The 21,484-nt window shown below is 69.1% G+C and carries 25 protein-coding genes; 20 read left to right on the top strand and 5 right to left on the bottom strand.

Features of this window, described 5'->3' with window-relative positions; genetic code table 11:
• Positions 1-136: 136 nt before the first annotated feature.
• The 8 genes from ACE3UA_RS02050 (at position 137) to ACE3UA_RS02015 (ending at position 7,503) form a co-directional block, all read left to right on the top strand.
• Positions 137-682, top strand: coding sequence for a hypothetical protein (locus tag ACE3UA_RS02050; RefSeq protein ID WP_374642011.1), 546 nt, complete (start codon positions 137-139; stop codon positions 680-682).
• A 72-nt stretch (positions 683-754) separates the two neighbouring features.
• On the top strand, positions 755-1,543 hold the full coding sequence (gene rpiA / locus ACE3UA_RS02045; protein ID WP_374642009.1) for a ribose-5-phosphate isomerase RpiA: 789 nt from the start codon (positions 755-757) through the stop codon (positions 1,541-1,543).
• A 32-nt stretch (positions 1,544-1,575) separates the two neighbouring features.
• On the top strand, positions 1,576-2,934 hold the full coding sequence (gene gor / locus ACE3UA_RS02040; protein ID WP_374642007.1) for a glutathione-disulfide reductase: 1,359 nt from the start codon (positions 1,576-1,578) through the stop codon (positions 2,932-2,934).
• 78 nt (positions 2,935-3,012) lie between these two features.
• Positions 3,013-4,200 (top strand): FtsH protease activity modulator HflK, encoded by a 1,188-nt coding sequence (hflK, locus tag ACE3UA_RS02035; protein WP_374642006.1) that lies wholly within the window; start codon positions 3,013-3,015, stop codon positions 4,198-4,200.
• On the top strand, positions 4,200-5,111 hold the full coding sequence (gene hflC / locus ACE3UA_RS02030; RefSeq protein WP_374642003.1) for a protease modulator HflC: 912 nt from the start codon (positions 4,200-4,202) through the stop codon (positions 5,109-5,111). Before hflK ends, hflC begins: the two co-directional genes overlap by 1 nt.
• Positions 5,108-5,296, top strand: coding sequence for a DUF2065 family protein (locus tag ACE3UA_RS02025; protein ID WP_374642001.1), 189 nt, complete (start codon positions 5,108-5,110; stop codon positions 5,294-5,296). The genes hflC and ACE3UA_RS02025 overlap by 4 nt, the downstream gene beginning before the upstream one ends.
• Positions 5,297-5,434: 138 nt before the next feature.
• Positions 5,435-6,886 (top strand): DegQ family serine endoprotease, encoded by a 1,452-nt coding sequence (locus ACE3UA_RS02020; RefSeq protein WP_374641999.1) that lies wholly within the window; start codon positions 5,435-5,437, stop codon positions 6,884-6,886.
• A gap of 293 nt (positions 6,887-7,179) precedes the next feature.
• A complete protein-coding gene (locus ACE3UA_RS02015; protein ID WP_197642110.1) occupies positions 7,180-7,503 on the top strand; it encodes a 2Fe-2S iron-sulfur cluster-binding protein in 324 nt (107 codons plus the stop codon).
• 79 nt (positions 7,504-7,582) lie between these two features.
• On the opposite strand, the gene ACE3UA_RS02010 is transcribed toward ACE3UA_RS02015, so the two are convergent.
• A complete protein-coding gene (locus ACE3UA_RS02010; RefSeq protein WP_374641997.1) occupies positions 7,583-7,978 on the bottom strand; it encodes a hypothetical protein in 396 nt (131 codons plus the stop codon).
• 63 nt (positions 7,979-8,041) lie between these two features.
• On the bottom strand, positions 8,042-9,244 hold the full coding sequence (locus ACE3UA_RS02005; protein WP_374641995.1) for a pyridoxal phosphate-dependent aminotransferase: 1,203 nt from the start codon (positions 9,242-9,244) through the stop codon (positions 8,042-8,044).
• A 97-nt stretch (positions 9,245-9,341) separates the two neighbouring features.
• Between ACE3UA_RS02005 and ACE3UA_RS02000 the strand changes: the two genes are divergently transcribed.
• From ACE3UA_RS02000 to ACE3UA_RS01990, 3 genes are all read left to right on the top strand, one after another.
• Positions 9,342-9,755 (top strand): multiprotein-bridging factor 1 family protein, encoded by a 414-nt coding sequence (locus tag ACE3UA_RS02000; RefSeq protein WP_374641993.1) that lies wholly within the window; start codon positions 9,342-9,344, stop codon positions 9,753-9,755.
• 16 nt (positions 9,756-9,771) lie between these two features.
• Positions 9,772-10,044 (top strand): succinate dehydrogenase assembly factor 2, encoded by a 273-nt coding sequence (locus tag ACE3UA_RS01995; RefSeq protein WP_374641991.1) that lies wholly within the window; start codon positions 9,772-9,774, stop codon positions 10,042-10,044.
• Positions 10,045-10,125: 81 nt separating this feature from the next.
• Positions 10,126-10,623, top strand: coding sequence for a MarR family winged helix-turn-helix transcriptional regulator (locus ACE3UA_RS01990; RefSeq protein WP_197642105.1), 498 nt, complete (start codon positions 10,126-10,128; stop codon positions 10,621-10,623).
• 164 nt (positions 10,624-10,787) lie between these two features.
• On the opposite strand, the gene ACE3UA_RS01985 is transcribed toward ACE3UA_RS01990, so the two are convergent.
• On the bottom strand, positions 10,788-11,213 hold the full coding sequence (locus ACE3UA_RS01985; protein WP_287869001.1) for a DUF1178 family protein: 426 nt from the start codon (positions 11,211-11,213) through the stop codon (positions 10,788-10,790).
• Between the two features lie 72 nt (positions 11,214-11,285).
• A complete protein-coding gene (locus ACE3UA_RS01980) occupies positions 11,286-11,771 on the bottom strand; it encodes an NUDIX hydrolase (protein WP_374641988.1) in 486 nt (161 codons plus the stop codon).
• Positions 11,772-12,098: 327 nt separating this feature from the next.
• Between ACE3UA_RS01980 and ACE3UA_RS01975 the strand changes: the two genes are divergently transcribed.
• The 5 genes from ACE3UA_RS01975 to ACE3UA_RS01955 are packed head-to-tail and all read left to right on the top strand — an operon-like array spanning position 12,099 to position 15,858.
• Positions 12,099-12,296 carry a hypothetical protein gene (locus tag ACE3UA_RS01975; protein ID WP_374641986.1) on the top strand — a complete coding sequence of 66 codons (198 nt, stop codon included), beginning with the start codon at positions 12,099-12,101 and terminating at the stop codon, positions 12,294-12,296.
• Positions 12,293-13,417 (top strand): acetoin utilization protein AcuC, encoded by a 1,125-nt coding sequence (locus tag ACE3UA_RS01970; protein WP_374641984.1) that lies wholly within the window; start codon positions 12,293-12,295, stop codon positions 13,415-13,417. The genes ACE3UA_RS01975 and ACE3UA_RS01970 overlap by 4 nt, the downstream gene beginning before the upstream one ends.
• Positions 13,414-13,956 (top strand): RNA 2',3'-cyclic phosphodiesterase, encoded by a 543-nt coding sequence (thpR, locus tag ACE3UA_RS01965; RefSeq protein WP_374641982.1) that lies wholly within the window; start codon positions 13,414-13,416, stop codon positions 13,954-13,956. The genes ACE3UA_RS01970 and thpR overlap by 4 nt, the downstream gene beginning before the upstream one ends.
• Positions 13,957-14,002: 46 nt before the next feature.
• A complete protein-coding gene (locus ACE3UA_RS01960) occupies positions 14,003-15,031 on the top strand; it encodes an N-acetylneuraminate synthase family protein (RefSeq protein WP_374641979.1) in 1,029 nt (342 codons plus the stop codon).
• On the top strand, positions 15,028-15,858 hold the full coding sequence (locus ACE3UA_RS01955; protein ID WP_374641977.1) for a glycosyltransferase family 25 protein: 831 nt from the start codon (positions 15,028-15,030) through the stop codon (positions 15,856-15,858). Before ACE3UA_RS01960 ends, ACE3UA_RS01955 begins: the two co-directional genes overlap by 4 nt.
• Here the strand turns inward: ACE3UA_RS01955 and ACE3UA_RS01950 are convergent.
• On the bottom strand, positions 15,810-16,583 hold the full coding sequence (locus ACE3UA_RS01950; RefSeq protein ID WP_374641975.1) for a glycosyl transferase: 774 nt from the start codon (positions 16,581-16,583) through the stop codon (positions 15,810-15,812). The two genes, ACE3UA_RS01955 and ACE3UA_RS01950, sit on opposite strands and share 49 nt — an antisense overlap.
• Positions 16,584-16,714: 131 nt before the next feature.
• On the opposite strand from ACE3UA_RS01950, the gene ACE3UA_RS01945 reads away from it, so the two are divergent.
• Genes ACE3UA_RS01945 through ACE3UA_RS01930 form a run of 4 tightly spaced genes read left to right on the top strand, consistent with a single transcriptional unit; the run spans position 16,715 to position 21,441 of the window.
• A complete protein-coding gene (locus tag ACE3UA_RS01945) occupies positions 16,715-17,779 on the top strand; it encodes a rhamnan synthesis F family protein (RefSeq protein ID WP_374641973.1) in 1,065 nt (354 codons plus the stop codon).
• Positions 17,776-18,891 carry a UDP-N-acetylglucosamine 2-epimerase gene (gene neuC, locus ACE3UA_RS01940; RefSeq protein ID WP_374641971.1) on the top strand — a complete coding sequence of 372 codons (1,116 nt, stop codon included), beginning with the start codon at positions 17,776-17,778 and terminating at the stop codon, positions 18,889-18,891. Before ACE3UA_RS01945 ends, neuC begins: the two co-directional genes overlap by 4 nt.
• Positions 18,884-20,125, top strand: a complete 1,242-nt coding sequence (locus ACE3UA_RS01935) for a 3-deoxy-D-manno-octulosonic acid transferase (RefSeq protein WP_374641969.1) — start codon at positions 18,884-18,886, stop codon at positions 20,123-20,125. Before neuC ends, ACE3UA_RS01935 begins: the two co-directional genes overlap by 8 nt.
• A complete protein-coding gene (locus tag ACE3UA_RS01930) occupies positions 20,122-21,441 on the top strand; it encodes a 3-deoxy-D-manno-octulosonic acid transferase (protein WP_374641967.1) in 1,320 nt (439 codons plus the stop codon). Before ACE3UA_RS01935 ends, ACE3UA_RS01930 begins: the two co-directional genes overlap by 4 nt.
• Positions 21,442-21,484 lie beyond the last annotated feature (43 nt).

The raw sequence follows: 21,484 nt of genomic DNA, 5'->3' as shown, positions 1-21,484 counted from the left end.
CAAGAATGCGGCAAGCCATGCCAGAACCTCGGGTCAAAAGCGACTCACTTTGGCGGATATGGTGCAATTGCGCGGATTAACCTTTTCGCAACCCTGATGCGCAAAACTTCCCCGGACACGAGATCGGGAGGCGGGCATGGTTCGGATCATGGCGGCACTGGCGCTGGCGATGCTGTTCGCGGCGCAGGGGGCCTTTGCGGAAGACGGCGGGGACCCCCTGGCCGAGGCGATGGAGCGCAACCCCGAGCGTCTTGCCGCCCGGCTGGTGGATCTGGTGGCGGGCTTCGGCGGGCCTTTGGGCCTGACCGCCGCGGGGATCGAGGAGCATATCGCGCTGGAGCGCGCCGCAGCCCGCGCTTCGGCGCTGCGGCGGCTTTGGGCGATGGACCTTGATGGCGACGGCACGGTCCTGCGCGCCGAACTGGCGGTATCGCAGCGCGCCGCCAGCGCACGGGCGCGCGGCCGGATGGAGCGGCAGTTCGCGGCGGCCGACCTGAACCGCGACGGCGGCCTTGACCCGGCCGAGATGGCGGCCGACGGCCAGGCGGCCGCGCTGGCGGCGCTGGACGAGGGCGAGGCGGCACTCCTGCGCGCAAGCCTGCGGCTGGACGGCGACGGCGACGGCGCGCTGACGGCCGACGAGCTGCGCGCCGCCCTGGCGCGGCTCGACCAGGAGGCGTGAGGGGCGCGGCAGAACCCTCTCGCCCTTGCCGGACCTTTGCGTTATGCCGGGACAAACCAACGGAGTCCCGCCATGACCGCCGAGCTTTCGCCGATCGACCGTGCCAAATACGCCGCCGCGCGCCGGTCGGTGGATTTTGTCGAGGACGGGATGAAGCTTGGCCTCGGTACCGGCTCGACCGCCGCCTGGATGGTGCGCTGCCTGGCCGAGCGGGTGAAGGCCGAGGGGCTGAAGCTGACCTGCGTCGCGACCTCCTCGCGGACGGCCGACCTTGCGCGCGAACTCGGGCTGACCGTGGTGGGTCTGGACGAGGTTCGCTGGCTGGACCTGACCATCGACGGCGCGGACGAGTTCGACCCGAACCTGAACCTGATCAAGGGCGGCGGCGCGGCGCTTCTGCAGGAAAAGATCGTCGCCACCGCCTCGGACCGGATGATCGTCATCGCCGATGCCGCGAAGGAGGTCGCCCAGCTTGGCGCCTTCCCGCTGCCGGTCGAGGTGGTTTCCTTCGGCTGGCAGACGACGAAGGCGCTGATCGAGGAGACGCTCTACAGCCTCGACGTCCTCAACCGCGACGTCGCGCTGCGGCTGGACGAGGGCAAGCCCCTGCGCACCGACGAAGGGCATTACATCCTCGACCTGGACCTCAAGCGGATCGGCAACCCGCGCCAGCTGGCGCTGGTCCTGAACCAGATCCCCGGCGTGGTCGAGAACGGGCTGTTCATCGACATCTGCGACATCGTGGTGATCGGCAACGGCGACGGCAAGGTCACGGTGCGCGACATCAACTCCGGCCGGATCGAGGATGGCCAGGTCGACCTCGGCGAGGGGGCCAACATCTTCGCCGACCTTGGCGACTAGGGCCGGCCCCTGGCCATCGAAAGGCGGAAACCATGGCTTTCGACTACGATCTCTTCGTCATCGGCGGCGGTTCGGGCGGGGTGCGGGCGGCGCGCATCGCCTCGGGCGAACATGGCGCGAAAGTGGGCCTGGCCGAGGAAAGCCGGATGGGCGGCACCTGCGTGATCCGGGGCTGCGTGCCGAAGAAGCTGATGGTCTTCGCCAGCGCCTTCCCCGAGACCTTCGAGGAGGCGCGCAGCTACGGCTGGGACCTGGGCGACGCGCTCTTCGACTGGTCCGCCTTCCGCACCCGGCTCGAGGCCGAGCTTGACCGCCTGGAGGGGGCCTATCGCAACACGCTGACGAACGCCGGCGTCACCATCCACGACACCCGCGCCACGCTGGTCGATCCGCACCGCGTCCGCCTCGCCTCGGGCGAGGAGTTCACCGCACGTCACATCCTGGTCGCCACCGGCGGCTGGCCCTTCGTCCCCGAGATTCCGGGCAAGGAGCTGGCCATCACCTCGAACGAGATGTTCCATCTCGACGAACTGCCGCAGCGCGCGCTGGTGGTGGGCGGCGGCTTCATCGCCAGCGAATTCGCCTGCATCCTGCATGGCCTCGGCGTCGAGGTCTGCCAATATTACCGCGGCGCGCAGATCCTGCGCGGCTTCGACGACGAGGCGCGCGGCCATGTCGCCACCGCGATGCAGGCGCGCGGCATCCAGGTCCATTGCGGCACCGATGTCATGCGGCTGGAAAAGACCCACACCGGCATCCGCGCCATCGCCACCGACGGGACCGAGCGCGAGTTCGACCTGGTACTCTACGCCACCGGCCGCCGCCCGAATACCCGCGACCTCGGGCTCGAGGCGCTGGGCCTGACGCTCGGCCGCCATGGCGAGATCCCGGTGGACCGCTTCAGCCAGACCGCCGTGCCCTCGGTCCATGCCGTGGGCGACGTGACCGGCCGGATCAACCTGACCCCGGTGGCGATCCGCGAGGGCCACGCCTTCGCCGACACGATCTTCGGCGGCCGCGCCACCGCCTTCGACCACGAGCTTGTCGCCTCGGCCGTCTTCACCCAGCCCGAACTGGGCTCGGTCGGCCTGACCGAGGAAGCCGCGCGCGAGCAGGAGCCGATCGAGGTCTATTCCACCGCCTTCCGCCCGATGAAGACCGCCTTCGCCGGCAAGCCCGACCGGGTGATGATGAAACTCATCGTCTCGCAGGCCAGCCGCAAGGTGCTGGGCTGCCACATCGTCGCGCCGGAAGCGGGCGAGATGATCCAGCTTGCCGCCATCGCGATCCGCATGGGGGCGACCAAGGAAGACTTCGACCGGACCTGCGCCGTGCACCCGACCATGTCGGAAGAGCTGGTCACGATGCGAAAACCCACGAGAACCGCCTGATTGCGGCATCACGGCGGCTTGATTTCCGCCCCGGGATGCACAGCTAAGGCAGTGATGCGAAAAGAGAGGTTCTGATCCATGGCAGGAAGTGGCGGCCCCTGGGGCGGCGGTGGCGGTCCCGGCAATGACGACCGGGGCGGCAGGGGCAATGGCGACGGCGACGACGACCGTCGCGGCGGACGCCCCGGACCCGGCCAGGGCGGGCCGCAGATCCCCGAGATCGACCAGCTGGTCAAGCGCGGGCAAGAGCATCTGCGCGTGCTGATGGGGGGCCGTCCCGGCCGGCCCGGCAGCGGCGGTCCCGGCGGCGGCCCGGTCCTCACCCGGCAGGGCCTTGCGCTTGGCGGGCTTGCGGCCGTGGCGCTCTGGGCCTTCATGTCCTTCTACACCGTCCGGCCCGAGGAACGCTCGGTCGAGCTGTTCCTGGGCGAAAGCTCGGGCGTCGGCAATCCGGGCCTCAACTTCGCGCCCTGGCCGGTGGTGACCTATGAGAAGGTCCAGGTGACCGGCGAGCGCATCACCGACATCGGGACCGGGGACGCGGCGAACGACTCGGGCCTGATGCTCACGCGGGACCAGAACATCGTCGACATCGGCTTCCAGGTGGTCTGGAACATCGCCGATCCCGAGCAATACCTGTTCAACCTGGCCGACCCCGAGGACACGATCCGCGCGGTCAGCGAAAGCGCGATGCGCGACATCGTGGCGCGCTCCGAACTGTCGCCGATCCTGAACCGCGACCGCGGCGTGATCGCCTCCGATGTGCAGGCCCAGGTGCAGGCAACTCTAGACAGCTACAACGCCGGGATCAGCGTGATCCGGGTGAACCTGCAGCGCGCCCAGCCCCCGCGCGAAGTGATCGACGCCTTCCGCGAGGTGCAGGCCGCGCAGCAGCAGCGCGACACGCTGGAGAAGGAGGCCGACGCCTATGCCAACCGCGTGACCGCCGGTGCGCGCGGCGCCGCTGCGCAGCTTCTGGAGGAATCCGAGGCCTATCGCGCCCAGGCCGTGAACTCGGCCCAGGGCGAGGCCGCGCGCTTCGTCTCGGTCTACGACGAATATGTCAACGCCCCCGAGGTGACCCGGCGGCGGCTTTACCTCGAAACGATGGAGCGGGTCCTGGGCGGCATGAACAAGGTGATCCTCGACGGCGTCTCGGGCGGCGAGGCGGGGCAGGGCGTGGTGCCCTTCCTGCCGCTGAATGAACTGGGCCGGATGACCCCGGCGCAGGGCGCGGGCGGCAATACCGCGGGGGGGAGCAACTGATGCGTGCGATGTATGTGATCCCCGCCCTTGTCGTCCTGGGCGCGCTGGCCCTGTCGTCGATCTTCATCGTCGACGAACGCAAGAAGGCGCTGGTCCTGCAGTTCGGCCAAGTGACCCAGGTCAAGGAGGAGCCGGGCCTCGGCTTCAAGATCCCCTTCGTGCAGGAGGTGGTCTATTACGAGGACCGGATCCTCGGCCTGCAGACCAACCCCCTGGAAGTCACCATGCTGGACGACCGCCGCCTGGTGGTGGACGCCTTCTCGCGCTGGCGCATCGTCAACCTGGTCGAGTTCCGCGAGGCCGTCGGCACCGGCGGCGAGACCCAGGCTCTGCGCCGTCTGGAAGGCATCGTGAATCCCGCGATCCAGGAGGTCCTGGGTTCGGTCCCGTCGAACCGCGTCACCTCCGAGGACCGCACCGGGCTGATGAACCAGATCCGCGACATCGCCCGTCGCCAGGCGGCCGCGCTGGGGATCGAGGTGATCGACGTGCGCCTGACCCGCACCGACCTGCCGGAACAGAACCTCGAGGCGACCTTCGCCCGGATGCGGGCCGAGCGCGAGCGCGAAGCGGCGGACGAGATCGCCCGCGGCGGCGAGGCGGCGCAGCGCGTGCGCGCGGCCGCCGACCGGACCGTGGTGGAACTCACCTCGGACGCCCGCCGCCAGGCCGAGGTCGTGCGCGGCGAGGCCGATGCCGAACGCAACCGGATCCTGGCCGAAGCCTATGGCCGCGATACCGAGTTCTTCGCCTTCATCCGCTCGCTTTCGGCCTATGAGGCCTCGCTGAAGGGGGCGAATTCCTCGATCGTGATGCAGCCCGACAGCGAGTTCTTCGACTATCTGCGCAGCGATCAGGCCCCGGGCGCCGCGGCCCCGGCGGCGCCCGCTCCGGCTGCCCCCAGCCCATGAGCTTCGCGCTTCTGGCGCTGGGCCTTGTCCTCGTGGTCGAGGGGCTGGTGCTTGCACTGGCCCCCGGCCGGATCGAGGATGCGCTGCGCCTGATGGCCAGCCTCGGCCTCGACCAGCGCCGGATGATCGGCCTTGCCGCGCTGGCGCTCGGGGTGGTGCTGGTCTGGCTGGCGCGGGGCGGATGACAAATGCCTTCACATGGCGTTGAAGCGGTGTGACGGGGTTTGCATTGCGCATTCCGTTCACTCACTGTTTCTCTGCCCCCAAGGCGTGAGGCACGCGGCGACGCGGCGCTCCGCCATCGATGAACAGGAGTTTGCACCGTGCCTGACCTTACCCCTTCCATCCGTGCCGCCCTGCGGTCCAGCACGCTTCTGGCGCTGGTCCTCGGCCTGGGGCTCAGCCTGACGCCGGTCCAGCGCGCCGAAGCCTTCGGCGCGCCGGAAAGCTTTGCCGAACTGGCCGAGCAGATCAGCCCCTCGGTCGTCAACATCACCACTTCCGCCATGATCTCCGCCCCGACCGACGGCATGCCGATGGTGCCCGAGGGCAGCCCCTTCCAGGACTTCTTCGACGATTTCGGCGGTCCCGGCCATGGCGGCCCGCAGCGCTCCGAGGCGCTGGGCTCGGGCTTCGTCGTCAGCGAGGACGGTTTCATCGTCACCAACAACCACGTCATCGAAGGCGCGGACGAGATCCTGATCGAGTTCTACTCGGGCGAGAAACTGCCCGCCAAGCTGATCGGCACCGATCCCAAGACCGACATCGCCGTCCTGAAGGTCGAGGCGGGCAAGCCCTTGCCCTTCGTCAGCTTCGGCGATTCCGACCTGATGCGCGTGGGCGACTGGGTCATGGCCATGGGCAACCCGCTGGGCCAGGGCTTCTCGGTCAGCGCGGGCATCGTCTCGGCCCGGGGGCGTCAGCTGTCGGGCTCCTATGACGACTTCATCCAGACCGATGCCGCGATCAACCGGGGCAACTCGGGCGGGCCCCTGTTCAACATGGACGGGCAGGTGGTCGGGGTGAACACCTCGATCCTGTCGCCGAACGGCGGCTCGATCGGGATCGGCTTCTCGATGTCCTCGAATGTCGTCTCCAAGGTCGTCGACCAGCTCAAGCAGTATGGCGAGACCCGACGCGGCTGGCTGGGCGTGCGCATCCAGGACATGACCCCCGAGATCGCCGAATCCATGGGCCTGGCCGAGGCTTCGGGCGCCCTGGTGACCGACGTGCCGGAGGGCCCCGCGAAGGAGGCCGGGATCGCCTCGGGCGACGTCATCACCAGCTTCGGCGGCCAGCCGGTCCGGGATGCCGGTGACCTGACCCGCCGCGTGGCCGATGCGCCGATCGGCGAGGCGGTGCCGGTGATCGTCCAGCGCGAGGGCCGGACCGAGACCCTGGCCGTGACCCTCGGCCGGCGCGAAGAGGCCGAAGCCGCGACCATGCCCGCCTCCTCCGCCGCGCCGGACGAGCCGCGCCAGCTGGAATCGCTGGGCCTGACGCTGGCGCCGCTGGACGACGACATGCGCTCGCGGCTGGGGATGGATGCCTCGACCGAGGGCCTGATGATCATGGCCGTCGATCCGGCCTCCGAGGCCTATACCAAGGGCCTGCGCGAGGGCGACCTGATCACCGAGGCCGGCCAATCCCGCGTCCTGCGGCTGCAGGACCTGCAGGACCGGATCAAGGAGGCCAAGGACGGCGGGCGCAAGTCGCTTCTCCTCCTGGTGCGGCGCGGCGGCGATCCGCGTTTCGTGGCGCTGTCGATCGAATAGGTTCAGGCCCTTGAATGGCGGCGGGAACCCTCTCGCCGCCAGCTTTCCCGAAGGACGAAGCTTGCCGGAATCCCTCCGCCAGGATCCTGGCGCGACTCACGGCCGATCGCTTCCCCCGGCCCAAACCCCCGGTCCGGAAGCCGCGACGGATCCTCGATCGCGCGCGGCCCGGGATCGGGCGGGAAGGGGTTCGGGCATGAGAACACGAGCGGAACATCCGCCCGACCTCACCCTCTGGCAAAGCGGCGGGCTTTGGCCTATGTCGTGACAGGAAATTCCCGGGAGAGGCGGAAATGGCGAAGATCACCTATGTGGAACATGGCGGCAAGGAGCATGTCGTCGACGTGGCCAATGGCCTGACGGTCATGGAAGGCGCGCGCGACAACGGTATTCCGGGCATCGAGGCCGATTGCGGCGGTGCCTGCGCCTGTTCGACCTGCCATGTCTATGTCGATGCCGCCTGGGTGGACCGCCTGCCGCCCCGCGACAGCATGGAGCAGGACATGCTCGACTTCGCCTGGAACCCCGACCCGGTCCGCTCGCGCCTGACCTGCCAGATCAAGGTCACCGACAAGCTGGACGGGCTGCGGGTGCAGATGCCGGAAAAGCAGATCTGACCGACCGCTCGTCGATGACTTCGTCACTCCTCGCGCGGATCCCCGCGACGAGGAGACGAAGTCGAACGAGGAGCAGCCCTCAACCCAGCCGCTCGGCCTTGCGGCGCACCAGCACCGTGCGCAGATCGTGCATGGCCAGCAGCAGCGCGTCGGTCACCGTCTCGAGCTGGCCATCCGTCGCGCGCGACTGCGCCCAGTGCGTCGTCAGGTTGAGATGGTCCAGCGTGCGCCGGATGTCGTCCAGCTCGCGCGCGGCCACCAGCGCCCGCCGTTCCTCCAGCCAGTCGCGGATCGCCCGCAGGTCCGCCTCGGTCAGCGCCACCTCGCCATGTGGCCGGATGTTGCCGCTGCGCAGGTTGACCACCGCCAGCTCGTCCATCTCGATCCGGCGCTGGCGGCTCTCCGTGCTGACCCGGAACACCGAGGCGCCGTTCTCGCGCAGCCGGAAATAGTATTCGGGAAGGTCGGCGGACATCGGGCACTCCGGACTGGCACTCACGCGCCATTCCTTGCCAAAGCCCGCCGCCCCGTCAACCCGTCAGACGAGGCTGGCGCAGAAGCTCTGGATCCGGGCGCAGGCCTCGCGCAAGACCTCGTCGCTGGTCGCATAGCTGACCCGGAAATTGGGCGACAGGCCGAAGGCCGCGCCGAAGACCACGGCGACCCCGGTCTCCTCCAGAAGCGCGGTGGCAAAGACCTCGTCATTGCTGATCACCGTCCCCGAGGGCGTCGCCTTGCCGATGACACCTGCGATGTCGGGATAGACGTAGAACGCGCCTTCCGGCTTCGGGCAGCGAATGCCCTTGGCCTGGTTCAGCATCGACACCACCAGGTCGCGCCGGCCCTGGAACACGCGGCGCCAGTCGGCCAGGAACTCCTGCGGGCCCGACAGCGCCTCCAGCGCGGCATACTGGCTGACCGAGCAGGGGTTCGAGGTCGATTGCGACTGGATCGTCCCCATCGCCTTGATCAGCGAGACCGGCCCGGCCGCATATCCGATCCGCCAGCCGGTCATCGCATAGGCCTTGGACACGCCGTTGCAGGTCAGCGTCCGGTCGTAAAGGCCGGGCTCGACCTCGGCCGGGGTGCAGAATTTGAAATCGTCGAAGACCAGGTGTTCGTACATGTCGTCCGACATCACCCAGACCTGGGGATGGCGCATCAGCACCTCGGTCAGCCCCTTCAGCTCGTCCCGGGTATAGCCCGCGCCGGTCGGGTTCGAGGGGCTGTTGAAGATAAACCACTTGGTCTTCGGCGTGATGGCTGCCTCCAGCTGCGCGGGCGTCAGCTTGAACGCGGTCTCGATCCCCGCGACCACCGGCACCGGCGTGCCGCCGGCCAGCAGCACCATGTCGGGATAGCTCACCCAATAGGGCGCGGGGATGATCACCTCGTCGCCGGGGTTCAGCGTCGCCATCAGCGCGTTGTACAGGATCTGCTTGCCCCCGGTCCCGACCGAGACCTGCTGCGGCGTATAGGTCAAGCCGTTCTCGCGCAGGAACTTGGCGCAGATCGCAGCCTTCAGCTCCGGAATGCCGTCCACCGCCGTGTAACGGGTCTTGCCCGCGTCGATCGCCCGCTTGGCCGCCTCGCGGATGTTCTCCGGCGTGTCGAAATCCGGCTCGCCCGCGCCCAGGCCGATCACGTCCTTGCCCTCGGCCTTCAGGGCCTGCGCCTTGGTCGTGACGGCAATGGTGGGCGAGGGTTTGACGCGCGCCAGCGTGTCGGACAGGAAGGCCATCGGTCATAACTCCGTCAGGCGGTTTGCGATTGTCGGCTGCAGGTCTTAGGGTGGCCCCCCTACCGACACAAGCGATATCGCAAGAAGGAGAGGCGTGATGGCGGAAACAAGCTCCGAGACCCGGACCGGCAACTGGTATGCGGCGGATGTGGCGACCTTCGGCGACCGGCTGGCCGGCGCGCGCGAGGCGGCCGGACTGACCCAGGAGGAACTGGCGCAGCGCCTCGGCGTGCGGCTGGCGACCCTGCAGAACTGGGAGGAAGACCTGGCCGAGCCGCGCGGCAACCGGCTGCAGATGCTGGCGGGGATGCTGAATGTCTCGCTCGCCTGGCTCCTGACCGCCGAGGGCGACGGGCTGGCCGACCCCAATGAGTCCGCGCCGCCGCTGACCGGCGAGGCCGAGGCCGCGCTGGCCGAGTTGCAGCGCCTGCGCGCCGGAGCGGTTGCCTTGGCCGACAAACTGGCGCAAGTGGAGCGCAGGATGCGGCAGGCGATGCGGTCGGTGGCCTGATCGGGCGGGGGAAGCGATGGAAACGGCGGAAGCGCGGCTCAAGCGGATGCGGATGCGGTCCTGGCGGCGGGGAACCAAGGAGATGGACCTTGTCCTCGGCCCCTTTGCCGACGCCCGTCTGGCGGATCTGACCGAGGCCGAGCTTCTGGCCTATGACGCGCTTCTGGCCGAGAACGACCAGGACCTGATGGCCTGGATCCTCGGCCAGGCCAGCGCACCCGACGCGTTGGCCCCCCTCTTGTCCCGCATCGCCGCCTTCGCCGAAACCCGGCTGGCGCGCGAGAAATAGGTCAAGGTTCGCCGCAAGTTTACTGAATGTTTGCTGTTTGTGCCGATTCTGCCAGGAGTTGCCCTGCTGGAGATATCGGTGATGACGCATCATGCCCCCGTGCTGGACGGATCGCAAAAGGCCTTCCTGTCCTGCTATCTGGACAGCCTGGCCTTGGTCGAACGTCTGCACCGGCTGCTGCTCGACGTGATCAAGGATGAATTCGAACGGCTGAACCTGCTGGAGATCAACTCGGTCCAGGCGCTCTTGCTGTTCAACATCGGCGAGAATGAGGTGACGGCGGGTGAATTGAAGTCGCGCGGCTACTACCAGGGCTCGAATGTCAGCTACAACCTGAAGAAGCTGGTCGAACTGGGCTACATGCACCACCAGCGGTCCGAGGTCGACCGCCGCTCGGTCCGGGTGCGGCTGACCGGGAAGGGGCGTGAGGTGCGCGGCATGATCGCAGAGCTTTTCGCCCGCCATGCCGAGGGGATCGAACGTCGCGGCCTCGTGGATGCCTCCGGCATGGACGAGATCAACACCGCGCTGAAACGGATGGAGCGGTTCTGGACCGAACAGATCCGCTATATCTACTGACCCCGGCATGCGCCGCGGCAGGTCGGGTGGCGGCGGGCTCTCGCTCGATCACCTGCCGGGATCGGCCGGGGTTCGCAGGGCCGCCGCCGGTCGGGGTCGCACGGCGGAGGCAGGCGGGGCGCGACGGGAAGTCCTTCCCCGATCATCCGCCGGGCAGGCCGTCCTCAGTTGACCTTGCGCTGCGGCAGGAAGGGCAGGGGGGCGACGGGCAGGCCCTCCTCGATCATCGCCTTGGCATCGTCCAGCCTGGCCTCGCCATGGATCGACCGTTCCGGAGCCTCGCCCGCATGGATGCGCCGGGCCTCGGCGGCGAAGTTCACGCCGACATATTCCGAATTCTCCTCGATCTGCTTGCGCAAGGCCGCGATCGCCGCCTCGACCTCCGAGGCCGGATCGCGCAGCGAAGGAGCGGTTTCCTGCTTGCGGGCGGGGCGGACGGCGGGGGCCATCAGCTCCTTCTCGACCTTCGTGTCGCCGCAGACCGGGCAGGCCAGCTGCCCCGCGCCCTGCAGGCTGGCGAAGGCTTCGGCGCCCTGGAACCAGCTTTCGAAGCCATGGCCCGCCGCGCATTTCAGGCTGTAGCGGATCATCCCCCCGGTCCCTGCAATGGATCACTGGCCATAGCTATGGATTTGCCGCCCAAGGTCAATGGCCCGGCGCAGTCATTCCCCCGCGATCGGGGCGGGGCGGCCTTCCCGCGGCGGCACGAAGCGCAGGAGGATCCGCGCAAGCTCGGGCTCATGCACCAGGTCGGCGGCCACCTCGGGCGGGAACCATTGCCGGCGACGTTCCTTGACCTCGGGGAACTTCTCGGCCAGCCGCACCACCCGCAGCCCGTAGACCGCCACCGCGCAGGGCACCTGCGCCTCGGCCGACAGGACCTTGTGATAGCCGTAGCGGCCAAGGCTGACCGGGTTCATCACCCCCTCGACCCCGGCCTCCTCCCAGGCCTCCTGCGCCGCGGCCGCCTCGGGCGCAAGGCCCGGCATCGGCCAGCCCTTGGGGATGACCCAGCGCCCGGTGTCGCGGCTGGTGATCAGCAGCACCTCGACCCCGGCCGGGCCCTGCCGCCAGCACAATGCGCCATATTGTATTTTTGCTCCCACTCCCCCCTCGGAAAAGGGGGCGATCTGGTCTTGCCTGCCCATTTCTGTCACCCTGGCCGCCCGCTTCTCGCGGGTCTCGCCGCTGCTCTGCCACCTCAAACTTCAGTATGGCATGAAGTTTCCCAAAATCACAGGACAATTCCCGAAAGATTGACCCGTTGCAGGTCCGGATTACCTGCTCTGGCGGCCAATCAGGCGCAAAGGTCAGGCCATGCGACATTTCCCGACGCTTTTCCCGGCGGTGCTGGCCGCCAACCCCCTCGAATTGGCGCGGGACGCTTCGGCGAGCGGGCGCCGATCCGGGCCCTCCCTCCCGACGACGTCAAGCAGGAGCTTGCCGATGCGGCCACGGACAAGGAATACTGCGCCATGACCTTCGACGTCACGCCGCCGATGAGCAAGATCACCCCTGCCAGGGGCGAGGCCGCGCATCCCCCCTGCACGCGCGAGGCGACCGGCTGCCGGACCTTCGACAAGGTGCCGATCGCGCCCGATGGCCGCATGCCCGGCACCTGCGGCGCCCCGGCCCAGCCGGCCAGCGCCCGGATCGAGGCGATGCTGCAATGATCCAGGGACCGCCGCCCGAGGCGCCGCTCTTCATCGGGTCCGAGGTCTATCGCGGCTCCTCCTACGGCCCCGCCCACCCCCTGCGCGTCCCCCGCGTCTCGACGGTGATGGACCTCGCGCGCGCCCTGGGCTGGCTTCCGGCCGGCCGTTTCCGCGCCTCGCCCCGCGCGAAACCGGCGGCGCTCGCGCTCTGGCATGATCCCGCCTATGTCGCGGCGCTGCAACAGGCCGAGGCCCTGGGCGAGGCCACGCCCGGGATGCGCGCCCGCCACAACCTCGGCACGCTGTCGAATCCGGTCTTTCCCCAGGTCTACCGCCGTCCGGCGACCGGGGCAGGGGGCGCCATGCTGGCGGCCGCGCTTCTGGCGGCGCGGCCCGGCGCGATCCATGTCCCCGGCGGCGGCACGCATCACGGCCTGCCGGACCGGGCGAACGGCTTTTGCTACCTCAACGACGTGGTGCTGGCGATCAAGGTCCTGCAACGGGCCGGCCTCACGCGGATCGCCTATGTCGACCTCGACGCGCATCATCCGGACGGGGTGGATCTGGCGTTCACCGGCGATCCGGGCGTGCGCATGATCTCGGTCCATGAGGAGGGGCGCTGGCCCTTCACCGGCCTTCTTGCCGACACCGCCGGGGGCAGCGCCTTCAACCTGCCGGTCCCCCGCGGCTACAACGACAGCGAGGCGCGGATGGTCCTGCACGAGCTGATCCTGCCCCGCGTCTCCGAATTCCGCCCCGAGGCGCTGGTCCTGCAATGCGGTGCCGACAGCCTGGAGGAGGACCCGCTCTCGCGTCTGGCCCTGTCGAACCGCGCCTATCTCGAATCCGTCCAGGCGCTGGTCCCGCTTGCCCCCCGGGTCCTGGTCCTGGGCGGGGGCGGCTACAATCCCTGGTCGGTCGGCCGCCTCTGGACCGCGATCTGGGGGCATCTGGCGGGCCGAGAGCTGCCCGACCGCCTGCCCGCCGCCGCCGCCGCCGTGCTGGCCGCGCTCTCCTGGGGCGGCGGCGGCAGGCCCGCGCCGGCGCCCGCGCTCCTCACCACCCTTCTCGACGCGCCGCGCGAAGGCCCGGTCCGGCCCGAGATCCGCGACCGTCTTGCCGGGCTGGCCCGCCGATGATCCGCGCCTTCCTCGGCATCGCCTTGCCGCCCGAGATCCGCGGCGCCTTGCAGGTCCAGCAGTTCCTCCTGCCCCTGCCGCGCAAGGTAGAGCCGGAGACCCTGCACCTCACCCTCGTCTTTCTGGGCAACTGCCCCGAACCCGCGCTCGAGGCCGCGGATGAGGGGTTCCGGACCCTCCGCTCCCCCGGCCTGGTGCTTTCGCTGCAGGGCCTCGGCCTCTTCGGCAAGGACAAGCCCCGCGTCGCCTGGGCCGGGGTCGCCCCCTCGCCCCCGCTCCTCGCCCTGCAAGCGAAAGCCGAGACCATCGCCCGCCGCGCCGGCTGCGCGCTGGATGCGCGCAAGTATCACCCCCACGTCACCCTCGGCCGCTTTCCGCCGCCCGCGCCGCCCGATGCGATGCGCCTGGAACGCGCCATCGCCATGGGCGCGGGCTTTGCCGCCGGGCCCTGGCAGGTCGCGGAACTGACGCTCTGGCAAAGCCATCCCGGCGGCAAGACCCCGCGCCATGACGTGCTGGCCACCTATCCGCTCGCTTGACAGGCCGCGGCCCCTCATGCAGCACGTCAGCCAAAGGAGACCGCCCATGAAGATCGCCCACCGCGAGATCGGCCCGAACCATCCGCCCCTCGTCATCGCCGAGATCGGCATCAACCACGGCGGCGACCTTTCGGTGGCAAAGGAAATGGTGCGCCTCGCCGCCGGGGCGGGGTGCGAGATGATCAAGCACCAGACCCACATCATCGAGGATGAGATGACCGAGGAGGCGAAGTCGATCTTCCCGCCGAACGCCGATGTCTCGATCTGGCATGTCATGGAACGCTGCGCGCTGACCCGCGAGGAGGAGGCCGAACTCAAGCGTTACACCGAATCCCTCGGGATGATCTGGATCTCCACCCCCTTCAGCCGCGCCGCCGCCGATTTCCTTCAGGAACTGGACGTCCCCGCCTACAAGATCGGCTCGGGCGAGGCGGACAACCTGCCGCTGATCCGCCACATCGCGCGCAAGGGGAAGCCGGTGATCCTGTCGACGGGCATGCAGACCATCGACACGATCCGCGCCTCGGTCGCGATCCTCGACCAGGCCGGCATCGATTATGCGCTGCTGGAATGCACCAACCTCTACCCCTCGCCGCCCGAGATCGTCTCGCTCAAGGGCGTGACCGAGCTGCGGAACGCCTTCCCCAGGGCCGTCGTCGGCTTCTCCGACCATTCCATCGGCCCCGAGATGGCGCTGGCCTCCGTCGCCCTCGGCGCCTCGATCCTCGAACGCCACTACACCGACAGCCGCTACCGCAAGGGCCCCGACATCATCAACTCGATGGACCCTGCCGAGTTGCGCCACCTGATCGACCGCAGCCGCGAGATCTGGATCGCCGCCATGAACCCGAAACAGCGCACCGCCCCCGAGGAAGACGTCTACCGCTTCGCCCGCGGCTCCGTCGTGGCCGACCGCGACCTGCCCGCGGGCCATGTGATCCAGGAGGCCGACATCTGGGCGCGGCGGCCAGGATCGGGAGAGATCGCGGCCTATGACTTCGACAAGGTGGTCGGCAAGCGCCTGAACCGGGCGGTGACGCGGAACACGCAGTTGAAATGGGGGGATCTGGGGTGAGCCTGACCAGAGCGGATATCGGCGTCTGGCTGATCAACCTGCCGCGCGCAACCAAGCGCCGCGCCCGGATGGAGGCGCAACTTGCCCGCATGGACCTGCCCTACACCCTGTTCGACGGGGTGGACGGCAAGGCGCGCAAGGACGAGTTGGTCAAGCTGATGGACCTGCCCGCCTTCGAGCGCAACCTGGGCCGTAAGGTGCTATGGGGTGGCATCGGCTGCTACAATTCGCATCTCGGAGTCTGGCGGGAATTCCTGGCCACGGGCAAGCCGGTCGCGCTGGTGCTGGAGGACGACGTGGTGTTCCACGACGACTTCCTGCCCGCCGTGGACCTGGCGCTGGCGAACCACCATGCCTGGGATATGCTGAAGCTCAACCGCATCCGGGCCAAGCTGCCGATCTGCCAGGGGCGGCTCGGCCCCTACCGGGTGAACGCATATCTGGGGCCGGCCACCGGCACCGGCGGCTATCTGATCCACCGCGAGACAGTAGAGCGGCTGCTGCCCGGCATGATTCCGATCACCCGCGCTACCGACCACGAGATCAACCGCTTCTTCCGGCACGATTTCCGCCTGTTCGGTCTGGAGCCCTTCCCAAGCCATGTGGACGACGGCGGGCAAAGCCTGATCACCGGCACCGGCTTCGGCGACGTGGCGAAGTTTCCATGGTGGCAGCGCCTGCCGCACTACCGACTGAAGGCCGCGAACTATTTCCGCCGCGGCTGGTGGCTCTTGAAGCGGGGCTACCTGATCCCCCGTTGCGGTCGCGACCTTGCCCGTCAGCCCGACCAGGCCGCGCGCAGCCAGCGCGCCGGGCGGGTGGCCTGAGCCAGGTTGCCGCCGCCCCAGTAGCCGCGCACCGCGTCTTCCATCTTCGGCTCGCCGTGGAAGCAGACCACCTTGGCCCCCTCCGGCTTGCGGGGCGGCAGGAAAAGGTTCAGCGGCCTCGGCGGCCGGCAGTCGCGCTTGAAGCTGGCGATCCAAGCGTCCGGGAAAGGCTGGAAATCGCCCTTCGCCTCGGCCGAGGTTGAGGTGTAGATCTGCTCGCGCCCGAAGGACCGGCCCAGGGCCGCCAGCGGGTCGCGGGCCATGTCCTCGTAGATATAGCTATGCCGCTGCGGCTCGAACTTCTCCACCGACCCGTGGCCAAGCTCGTTCGACCCCGGCCCGCGCGACCAGTCATGGCGCATGGCGACCTTGCCGGGGGCATAGTCGCGCAGGTCGTCCGGGTTGCCCACCACCACCAGGTCGATGTCCATCAGGATCATCGGTCCGTCCAGGTCGGGCACCAGCGCCGGGTTGTAAAGGCTAACCTTGCGGAACGGCGATTTCCAGCCGCGCCGCGCCATCTCGGCGAACATCACTTTGTGGAAGGGTTCGTCCAGAAGCGGCAGGATCTCGATTTCGGGTTGGATGTCCGCGCGGTCGTCGGTCATGCAGAACAGGCGGATGTCGGAGGGCGAGTTCCGCTTCAGCCCGGCATAAAGCCGGTTGGGATATTCCGCGCCGTAGCGGCTACCGTATTTGATGCAGATGACATTGGTCACGGCCATGCTGGCCTCCATTGCTGGTCAGGTCCCCGCCTAGCGCAGGGCAGAGCCGCTGTCCACCGCCGAGCCGGGGCTGGCAGGCACGGCGTGCGACGGCTATCATGCGCCAGACAGACATACAGGCGGGGCGGGGCATGGCGAAGATCCGGCGCGAGATCGGGCGCCTTCTCGGTGGTCTGGACGATCTCCTGGCGATCCTGCCCGAGCGGCTGGCGCAGCGCCGCCGCGACGCGGCCTTCCCCGCCGAGTTGTTGCAGACCCCCGGGGCCTTGCCCGCCGGGGCAAAAGTGGCGATTTTCGTGCTGTTCCAGGCCCGGGGTATTGCGCCCTCGACCTTGCTGACTTGCGAGCATCTCGCGAGCCAGGGCTATGCCCTGCTTGTGATGTCGAATGCGCCGCTTTCTCCCGTCGACCGGCAGGCGCTTGCGGCGCGATCCTGGCGGGTGGTGGAACGCCCCAACCAGGGTCACGACTTCGGGGCATGGCGCGATGGCATCCGCCTTCTACGCCATTTCGGCCTTATCCCGGAATGGCTGGTACTCTTGAACGACAGCGTCTGGTTTCCCCTCGTGGAGGATGACAGCCTGCTGGCGCGGATGGAGACCGAGGACGGGTTCACCGGCGCCCTGTGGATGGAACGCCCCGGCCGCGTGCATCGCGCACATTTTCAAAGCTGGCTCACCATGTTCGGGCCCCGTGCGCTGGCCCATCCAGCCTTCCGCGCGTTCTGGGACGGCTATCTCGCCTCGTCCCGCCGGGCCTCGGTGCTCTTGCGCGGGGAGAAGGGCCTGTCGCGGGCTATGGTCCACGCCGGGCTCGCCTCCCCGCCTTTGGCGTCGCCCGCGCTCCTGCTTCGCCATGCCGAGGCGGCCGATGCTTCCGAACTAGCCCGTATCCTGGCTTATGCCGCCCTGACCGGCCCCGTCCGCGCCACCCGAGACCGGCTCTTGGTCGACCCGCAGGCACAGGGCTTCCACGCCGCCGCATTGGCGCTTATATCATCGACGCTGATGTCCGGACCCGTCCTTGAAACCCATCCCTACCTCGTCGCACAGGCCGCAGGCCTGCATATCCTGAAGAAGCGGAACGAGGCGACCTCGGTCGAGGCGCGGCGGCAATTCCTGCGCGCCGTGGATGCAGGCGATTTGCCCGCGCCGCCCCCGATGGTTCTCGCAGAAATCCGGGCGCGCGACCCATGACCCGCCACCTCCTCTTCCTCACCGGCACCCGCGCCGACTTCGGCAAGCTGGAACCGCTCGCCGCCGCCGCCCGGGATGCCGGCCACCGGGTCACCTTCTTCGTCACCGGCATGCACATGATGGACCGCTACGGCCTCACCCGGAACGAGGTCCGCCGCATGCCCGGCGTCGCGGTCGAGGAATTCGTCAACCAGCAGGAGGGCGACCCCCAGGACCTGATCCTCGCCCGCACCGTCACCGGCTTCTCCGCCTTCGTCCACCGCGCCCGGCCCGACCTCGTCATCCTGCACGGCGACCGGATCGAGGCCATGGCCGGCGCCCTCGTCGCCGCCACCAACTACATCCGTTCCGCCCATGTCGAGGGTGGCGAGGTCTCGGGCACCATCGACGAGGTATTCCGCCACTGCAACACCAAGCTCTGCACCCACCATTTCGTCTCCTCCGAGTCCGCCGCCCGCCGCGTCCGCGCCCTGGGTGAGCCCGAGGAGACGATCCACGCCATCGGCTCGCCCGAGCTGGACTTCCACGCCCGCCCCTCCGGCGTGACGATCGACGAGGTGCGCGCCCGCTACGCCATCCCCTTCGCGGAATTCGGCATCGCCACCTTCCACCCCGTGACCTCGGAACAGGACACGATCGGCCGGCAGGCGGCCGACCTCTTCGGCGCGCTTGCCGACAGCGGCCGCAGCTTCGTCACCATCGCGCCCAACAACGACCCGGGCTCGCAAGCGATCTTCGAAGTCCTTGAAAAGCTGCCGAAAGACCGCTTCCGACTGCTGCCTTCCATGCGCTTCGCCCATTTCTCCGAGCTGATGAAGAACGCCGCCTGCATGGTCGGCAACTCCTCCGCCGGCGTGCGCGAGGCGCCCTTCCTCGGCCTGCCCTCGCTCGACATCGGCACCCGCCAGTCCAACCGCTCCGACGCGCCCTCGGTCACCGCCTGCGAGGCCGAGGACCGCGCCGTGATCCTCGAATTCCTCAAGACCCACTGGGGCCGGCAGGCCATCCCGCATGCAGGCTTCGGCCAGGGCACCGCCGCGCAGCATTTCGTGGACACCCTCGCCCGGCCCGAGTTCTGGAGCCTCAGCCTGCAAAAGGCCTTCCGTGACTAGGCCCGGCCTTGCGCTTTCTGCATATCTCGCGGCCTCCCGCGCGATCCCGCTTCTCGCGCCCGGCCTGCTCCGGCGCCGCCTCGCAAGCGGCAAGGAGCTTCCCGACCGCTGGCGGGAAAAGCTCGGCCAGCCGAGTGCCCAGCGCCCCGACGGCCCCCTGGTCTGGCTCCACGCCGTCGGCCTTGGCGAGACGCTGGCGCTCCGTGGCCTGATCGGCGCAATGGCCGCCAAGACCCCCAAGGCGGAATTCCTCGTCACCTCCACCACCCGCGCCTCGGCCGAGGTGCTGGCCGCCAACCTGCCGCCCCGTACCCGGCACCAGTTCCTCCCGCTGGACGCGCCGCGCTATCTGGACAGCTTCCTCGATCACTGGCGCCCGGCGCTTTCCGTCTGGGCCGAGCAGGACCTCTGGCCCGGCGCCGTGGCCGCCACCGCGGCGCGCGGCATCCCGCTGGCCCTGGTCAACGCGCGGATGAATGCCGAGGCCTTCGCCCGCCGTGCCCGCTGGAAATCGCTCTACGCCGATCTTTTCGCCCGTTTCCGCCTGATCACCGCGCAGGACCCGACCAGCGCCCGCCACCTGCACGCCCTTGGCGCGGCGCAGGTCGCCATCACCGGCTCGCTCAAGGCCGCCGCCCCGCCGCTGTCGGCCGATCCCGCAATGCTGGCACGGGTGCGCGCGGCGCTGGCCGGCCGCCGCCCCGTCCTCCTCGCCTCCTCCCACCCCGAGGACGAGTTCGCCCTTTTTGCCGCTCTGCGCGCCCAGCCCCGCCCCTTGGTCCTGATCGCCCCGCGCGACCCGCATCGGGGGCCCGGGATCGCCGCCCGCGCCGCCGAACACGGCCTTGCCGCCACGCTGCGCAGCGCAGGGCAGGGGCCCGACGCCGACCTCTGGATCGTGGACACCTTCGGCGAGATGGGCCTCTGGTATCGCCTCTGCCCGGTCACGCTGATCGGCGGCAGCTTCGGCCCGACCGAGGGCCACAACCCGTGGGAGCCCGCCGCGCTTGGCTCCGCCATCCTGCACGGCCCGCGCATCGCCAATTTCGCCGCCGATTTCGCCGCGCTGCATCAGGCGGGCGCGGCCCGGCCGGTCCAGCCCGAGGGCCTCGCCGCCGCGCTGGCCGAAGACCACAGCGCCATGGCCGCCCGCGCCAGGGCGCTCTCCGACACCGCGCAAGGCGCACTCGGTCCCCTCGCCGCCGACCTCCTGAAACTGGCGGGCCTTGCATGAGGCTCTGGTTCTTCCTCCGCTTCTGGTCGCTGCTCTGGCATCTCGGATTGCCGGTGGTGCTGCTCTACCTCTGGAAGCGTGGCCGCAAGGATCCGCTCTATGCCCGCCACCTTGCCGAGCGTTTCGGCCGCTACCGCCAGCACCTGCACGGCGCGGTCTGGGTCCATGCCGTTTCCCTGGGCGAGATGCGCTCTGCCGTCCCGCTGATCCGCGCGCTACTCGACCGGGGCGAATGCGTCGTCACCACCCATTTCACCCCCGCCGGCCGGCGCGAGGCCGAACGCGCCTTCGCCGCCGAGATCGCCGCCGGCCGCCTCGCCGCCGTCTGGATCCCGTTCGAGACCGCCTGGGCCTATGCCGGATTCTTCCGCGCCTTCCGGCCCCGCGCCGGGCTGGTGATGGAGATAGAGATCTGGCCGCGCATGATCTTCGCCGCCCGTGGGGCGGGTGTGCCCCTGTTCATGTGCAACGCGCAATATCCATCTAAATCAATGGCTCGCGATGCAAAGCTAAAGTTGCGTCACAAGTTGATGCAGGGCTATGCCGGGGGTTTCGTCAAGTCCGGGCTGCAAGCGGAACGCTTCGCCAGCGTGGGCGTCCGCAACATCACCGTCACCGGAGAGCTGCGCTTCGACCAGCCCGTCCCCCCCGCGCAGGTCGCCGCCGCCGAAGCCCTGCGCCCGGCGCTGGCAGGCCCCCGCCCGGTGATCACCTTCGCCTCCGCGGTCGAGGGGGAGGACGACCTCTACCTCGACGCCATCGCCCAGGCGCTTGCCCACCCCTCGCGCCCCTTCGTGGTCTACGTTCCGCGCAAGCCCGAACGCTTTGACGAGGTGGCCGGGATGCTCGCCGCGCGCGGCCTCGACTTCCTGCGCCGCAGCCGGTCGCTTGACGCCACGCTGACCGCCAAGGGCCTTCCTTCCTCCCCGCGGGGAGGGGGTGGGGGGCACCCGGCGGGAAGCCCGGACCTCCTCCTCGGCGACAGCCTCGGCGAGATGTATTTCTACATCGCGCTGGCCGATCGCGTGGTCACCGGCGGCGGCTTCACCCCGCATGGCGCGCACAACATCATCGAGCCCCTGGCGCTGAAGCGCCCGGTCATCGTCGGCCCCGAAATCCACACCATCGAATACCCGGCGGTCGAGGCGATTGCGGCCGGTGTCTGCCTGCGCGTCGAGACGCCAAAGGCCCTGGCCTCTGCCCTGACCGACTGGCAAGGCCCGGGTCCGCAGACCATTCAGGCCTTCTTCGCCGCCCATTCCGGGGCGACGCGGAAAACCCTCGCGGCGCTCGACGCACAGGTTAAGATCGCGTAAACGCGATCCGCGAAGCTATTGATTGTGAAGGTTTATCAAGATC

It is taken from the genome of Tabrizicola sp., from assembly GCF_041919135.1.
GTDB lineage: Bacteria > Pseudomonadota > Alphaproteobacteria > Rhodobacterales > Rhodobacteraceae > Tabrizicola.
This window is presented reverse-complemented; position numbering and strand designations above follow the sequence as displayed.

Excerpts from the sequence above, each read along its gene's own strand:
- ACE3UA_RS02050 (WP_374642011.1), top strand. The coding sequence starts at position 137 with ATGGTTCGGATCATGGCGGCACTGGCGCTGGCGATGCTGTTCGCGGCG.
- rpiA (WP_374642009.1), top strand. The coding sequence starts at position 755 with ATGACCGCCGAGCTTTCGCCGATCGACCGTGCCAAATACGCCGCCGCG.
- gor (WP_374642007.1), top strand. The coding sequence starts at position 1,576 with ATGGCTTTCGACTACGATCTCTTCGTCATCGGCGGCGGTTCGGGCGGG.
- hflK (WP_374642006.1), top strand. The coding sequence starts at position 3,013 with ATGGCAGGAAGTGGCGGCCCCTGGGGCGGCGGTGGCGGTCCCGGCAAT.
- hflC (WP_374642003.1), top strand. The coding sequence starts at position 4,200 with ATGCGTGCGATGTATGTGATCCCCGCCCTTGTCGTCCTGGGCGCGCTG.
- ACE3UA_RS02025 (WP_374642001.1), top strand. The coding sequence starts at position 5,108 with ATGAGCTTCGCGCTTCTGGCGCTGGGCCTTGTCCTCGTGGTCGAGGGG.
- ACE3UA_RS02015 (WP_197642110.1), top strand. The coding sequence starts at position 7,180 with ATGGCGAAGATCACCTATGTGGAACATGGCGGCAAGGAGCATGTCGTC.
- ACE3UA_RS02010 (WP_374641997.1), bottom strand. The coding sequence starts at position 7,978 with ATGTCCGCCGACCTTCCCGAATACTATTTCCGGCTGCGCGAGAACGGC.
- ACE3UA_RS02005 (WP_374641995.1), bottom strand. The coding sequence starts at position 9,244 with ATGGCCTTCCTGTCCGACACGCTGGCGCGCGTCAAACCCTCGCCCACC.
- ACE3UA_RS02000 (WP_374641993.1), top strand. The coding sequence starts at position 9,342 with ATGGCGGAAACAAGCTCCGAGACCCGGACCGGCAACTGGTATGCGGCG.
- ACE3UA_RS01995 (WP_374641991.1), top strand. The coding sequence starts at position 9,772 with ATGGAAACGGCGGAAGCGCGGCTCAAGCGGATGCGGATGCGGTCCTGG.
- ACE3UA_RS01990 (WP_197642105.1), top strand. The coding sequence starts at position 10,126 with ATGACGCATCATGCCCCCGTGCTGGACGGATCGCAAAAGGCCTTCCTG.
- ACE3UA_RS01985 (WP_287869001.1), bottom strand. The coding sequence starts at position 11,213 with ATGATCCGCTACAGCCTGAAATGCGCGGCGGGCCATGGCTTCGAAAGC.
- ACE3UA_RS01980 (WP_374641988.1), bottom strand. The coding sequence starts at position 11,771 with ATGGGCAGGCAAGACCAGATCGCCCCCTTTTCCGAGGGGGGAGTGGGA.
- ACE3UA_RS01975 (WP_374641986.1), top strand. The coding sequence starts at position 12,099 with ATGACCTTCGACGTCACGCCGCCGATGAGCAAGATCACCCCTGCCAGG.
- ACE3UA_RS01970 (WP_374641984.1), top strand. The coding sequence starts at position 12,293 with ATGATCCAGGGACCGCCGCCCGAGGCGCCGCTCTTCATCGGGTCCGAG.
- thpR (WP_374641982.1), top strand. The coding sequence starts at position 13,414 with ATGATCCGCGCCTTCCTCGGCATCGCCTTGCCGCCCGAGATCCGCGGC.
- ACE3UA_RS01960 (WP_374641979.1), top strand. The coding sequence starts at position 14,003 with ATGAAGATCGCCCACCGCGAGATCGGCCCGAACCATCCGCCCCTCGTC.
- ACE3UA_RS01950 (WP_374641975.1), bottom strand. The coding sequence starts at position 16,583 with ATGGCCGTGACCAATGTCATCTGCATCAAATACGGTAGCCGCTACGGC.
- ACE3UA_RS01945 (WP_374641973.1), top strand. The coding sequence starts at position 16,715 with ATGGCGAAGATCCGGCGCGAGATCGGGCGCCTTCTCGGTGGTCTGGAC.
- neuC (WP_374641971.1), top strand. The coding sequence starts at position 17,776 with ATGACCCGCCACCTCCTCTTCCTCACCGGCACCCGCGCCGACTTCGGC.
- ACE3UA_RS01930 (WP_374641967.1), top strand. The coding sequence starts at position 20,122 with ATGAGGCTCTGGTTCTTCCTCCGCTTCTGGTCGCTGCTCTGGCATCTC.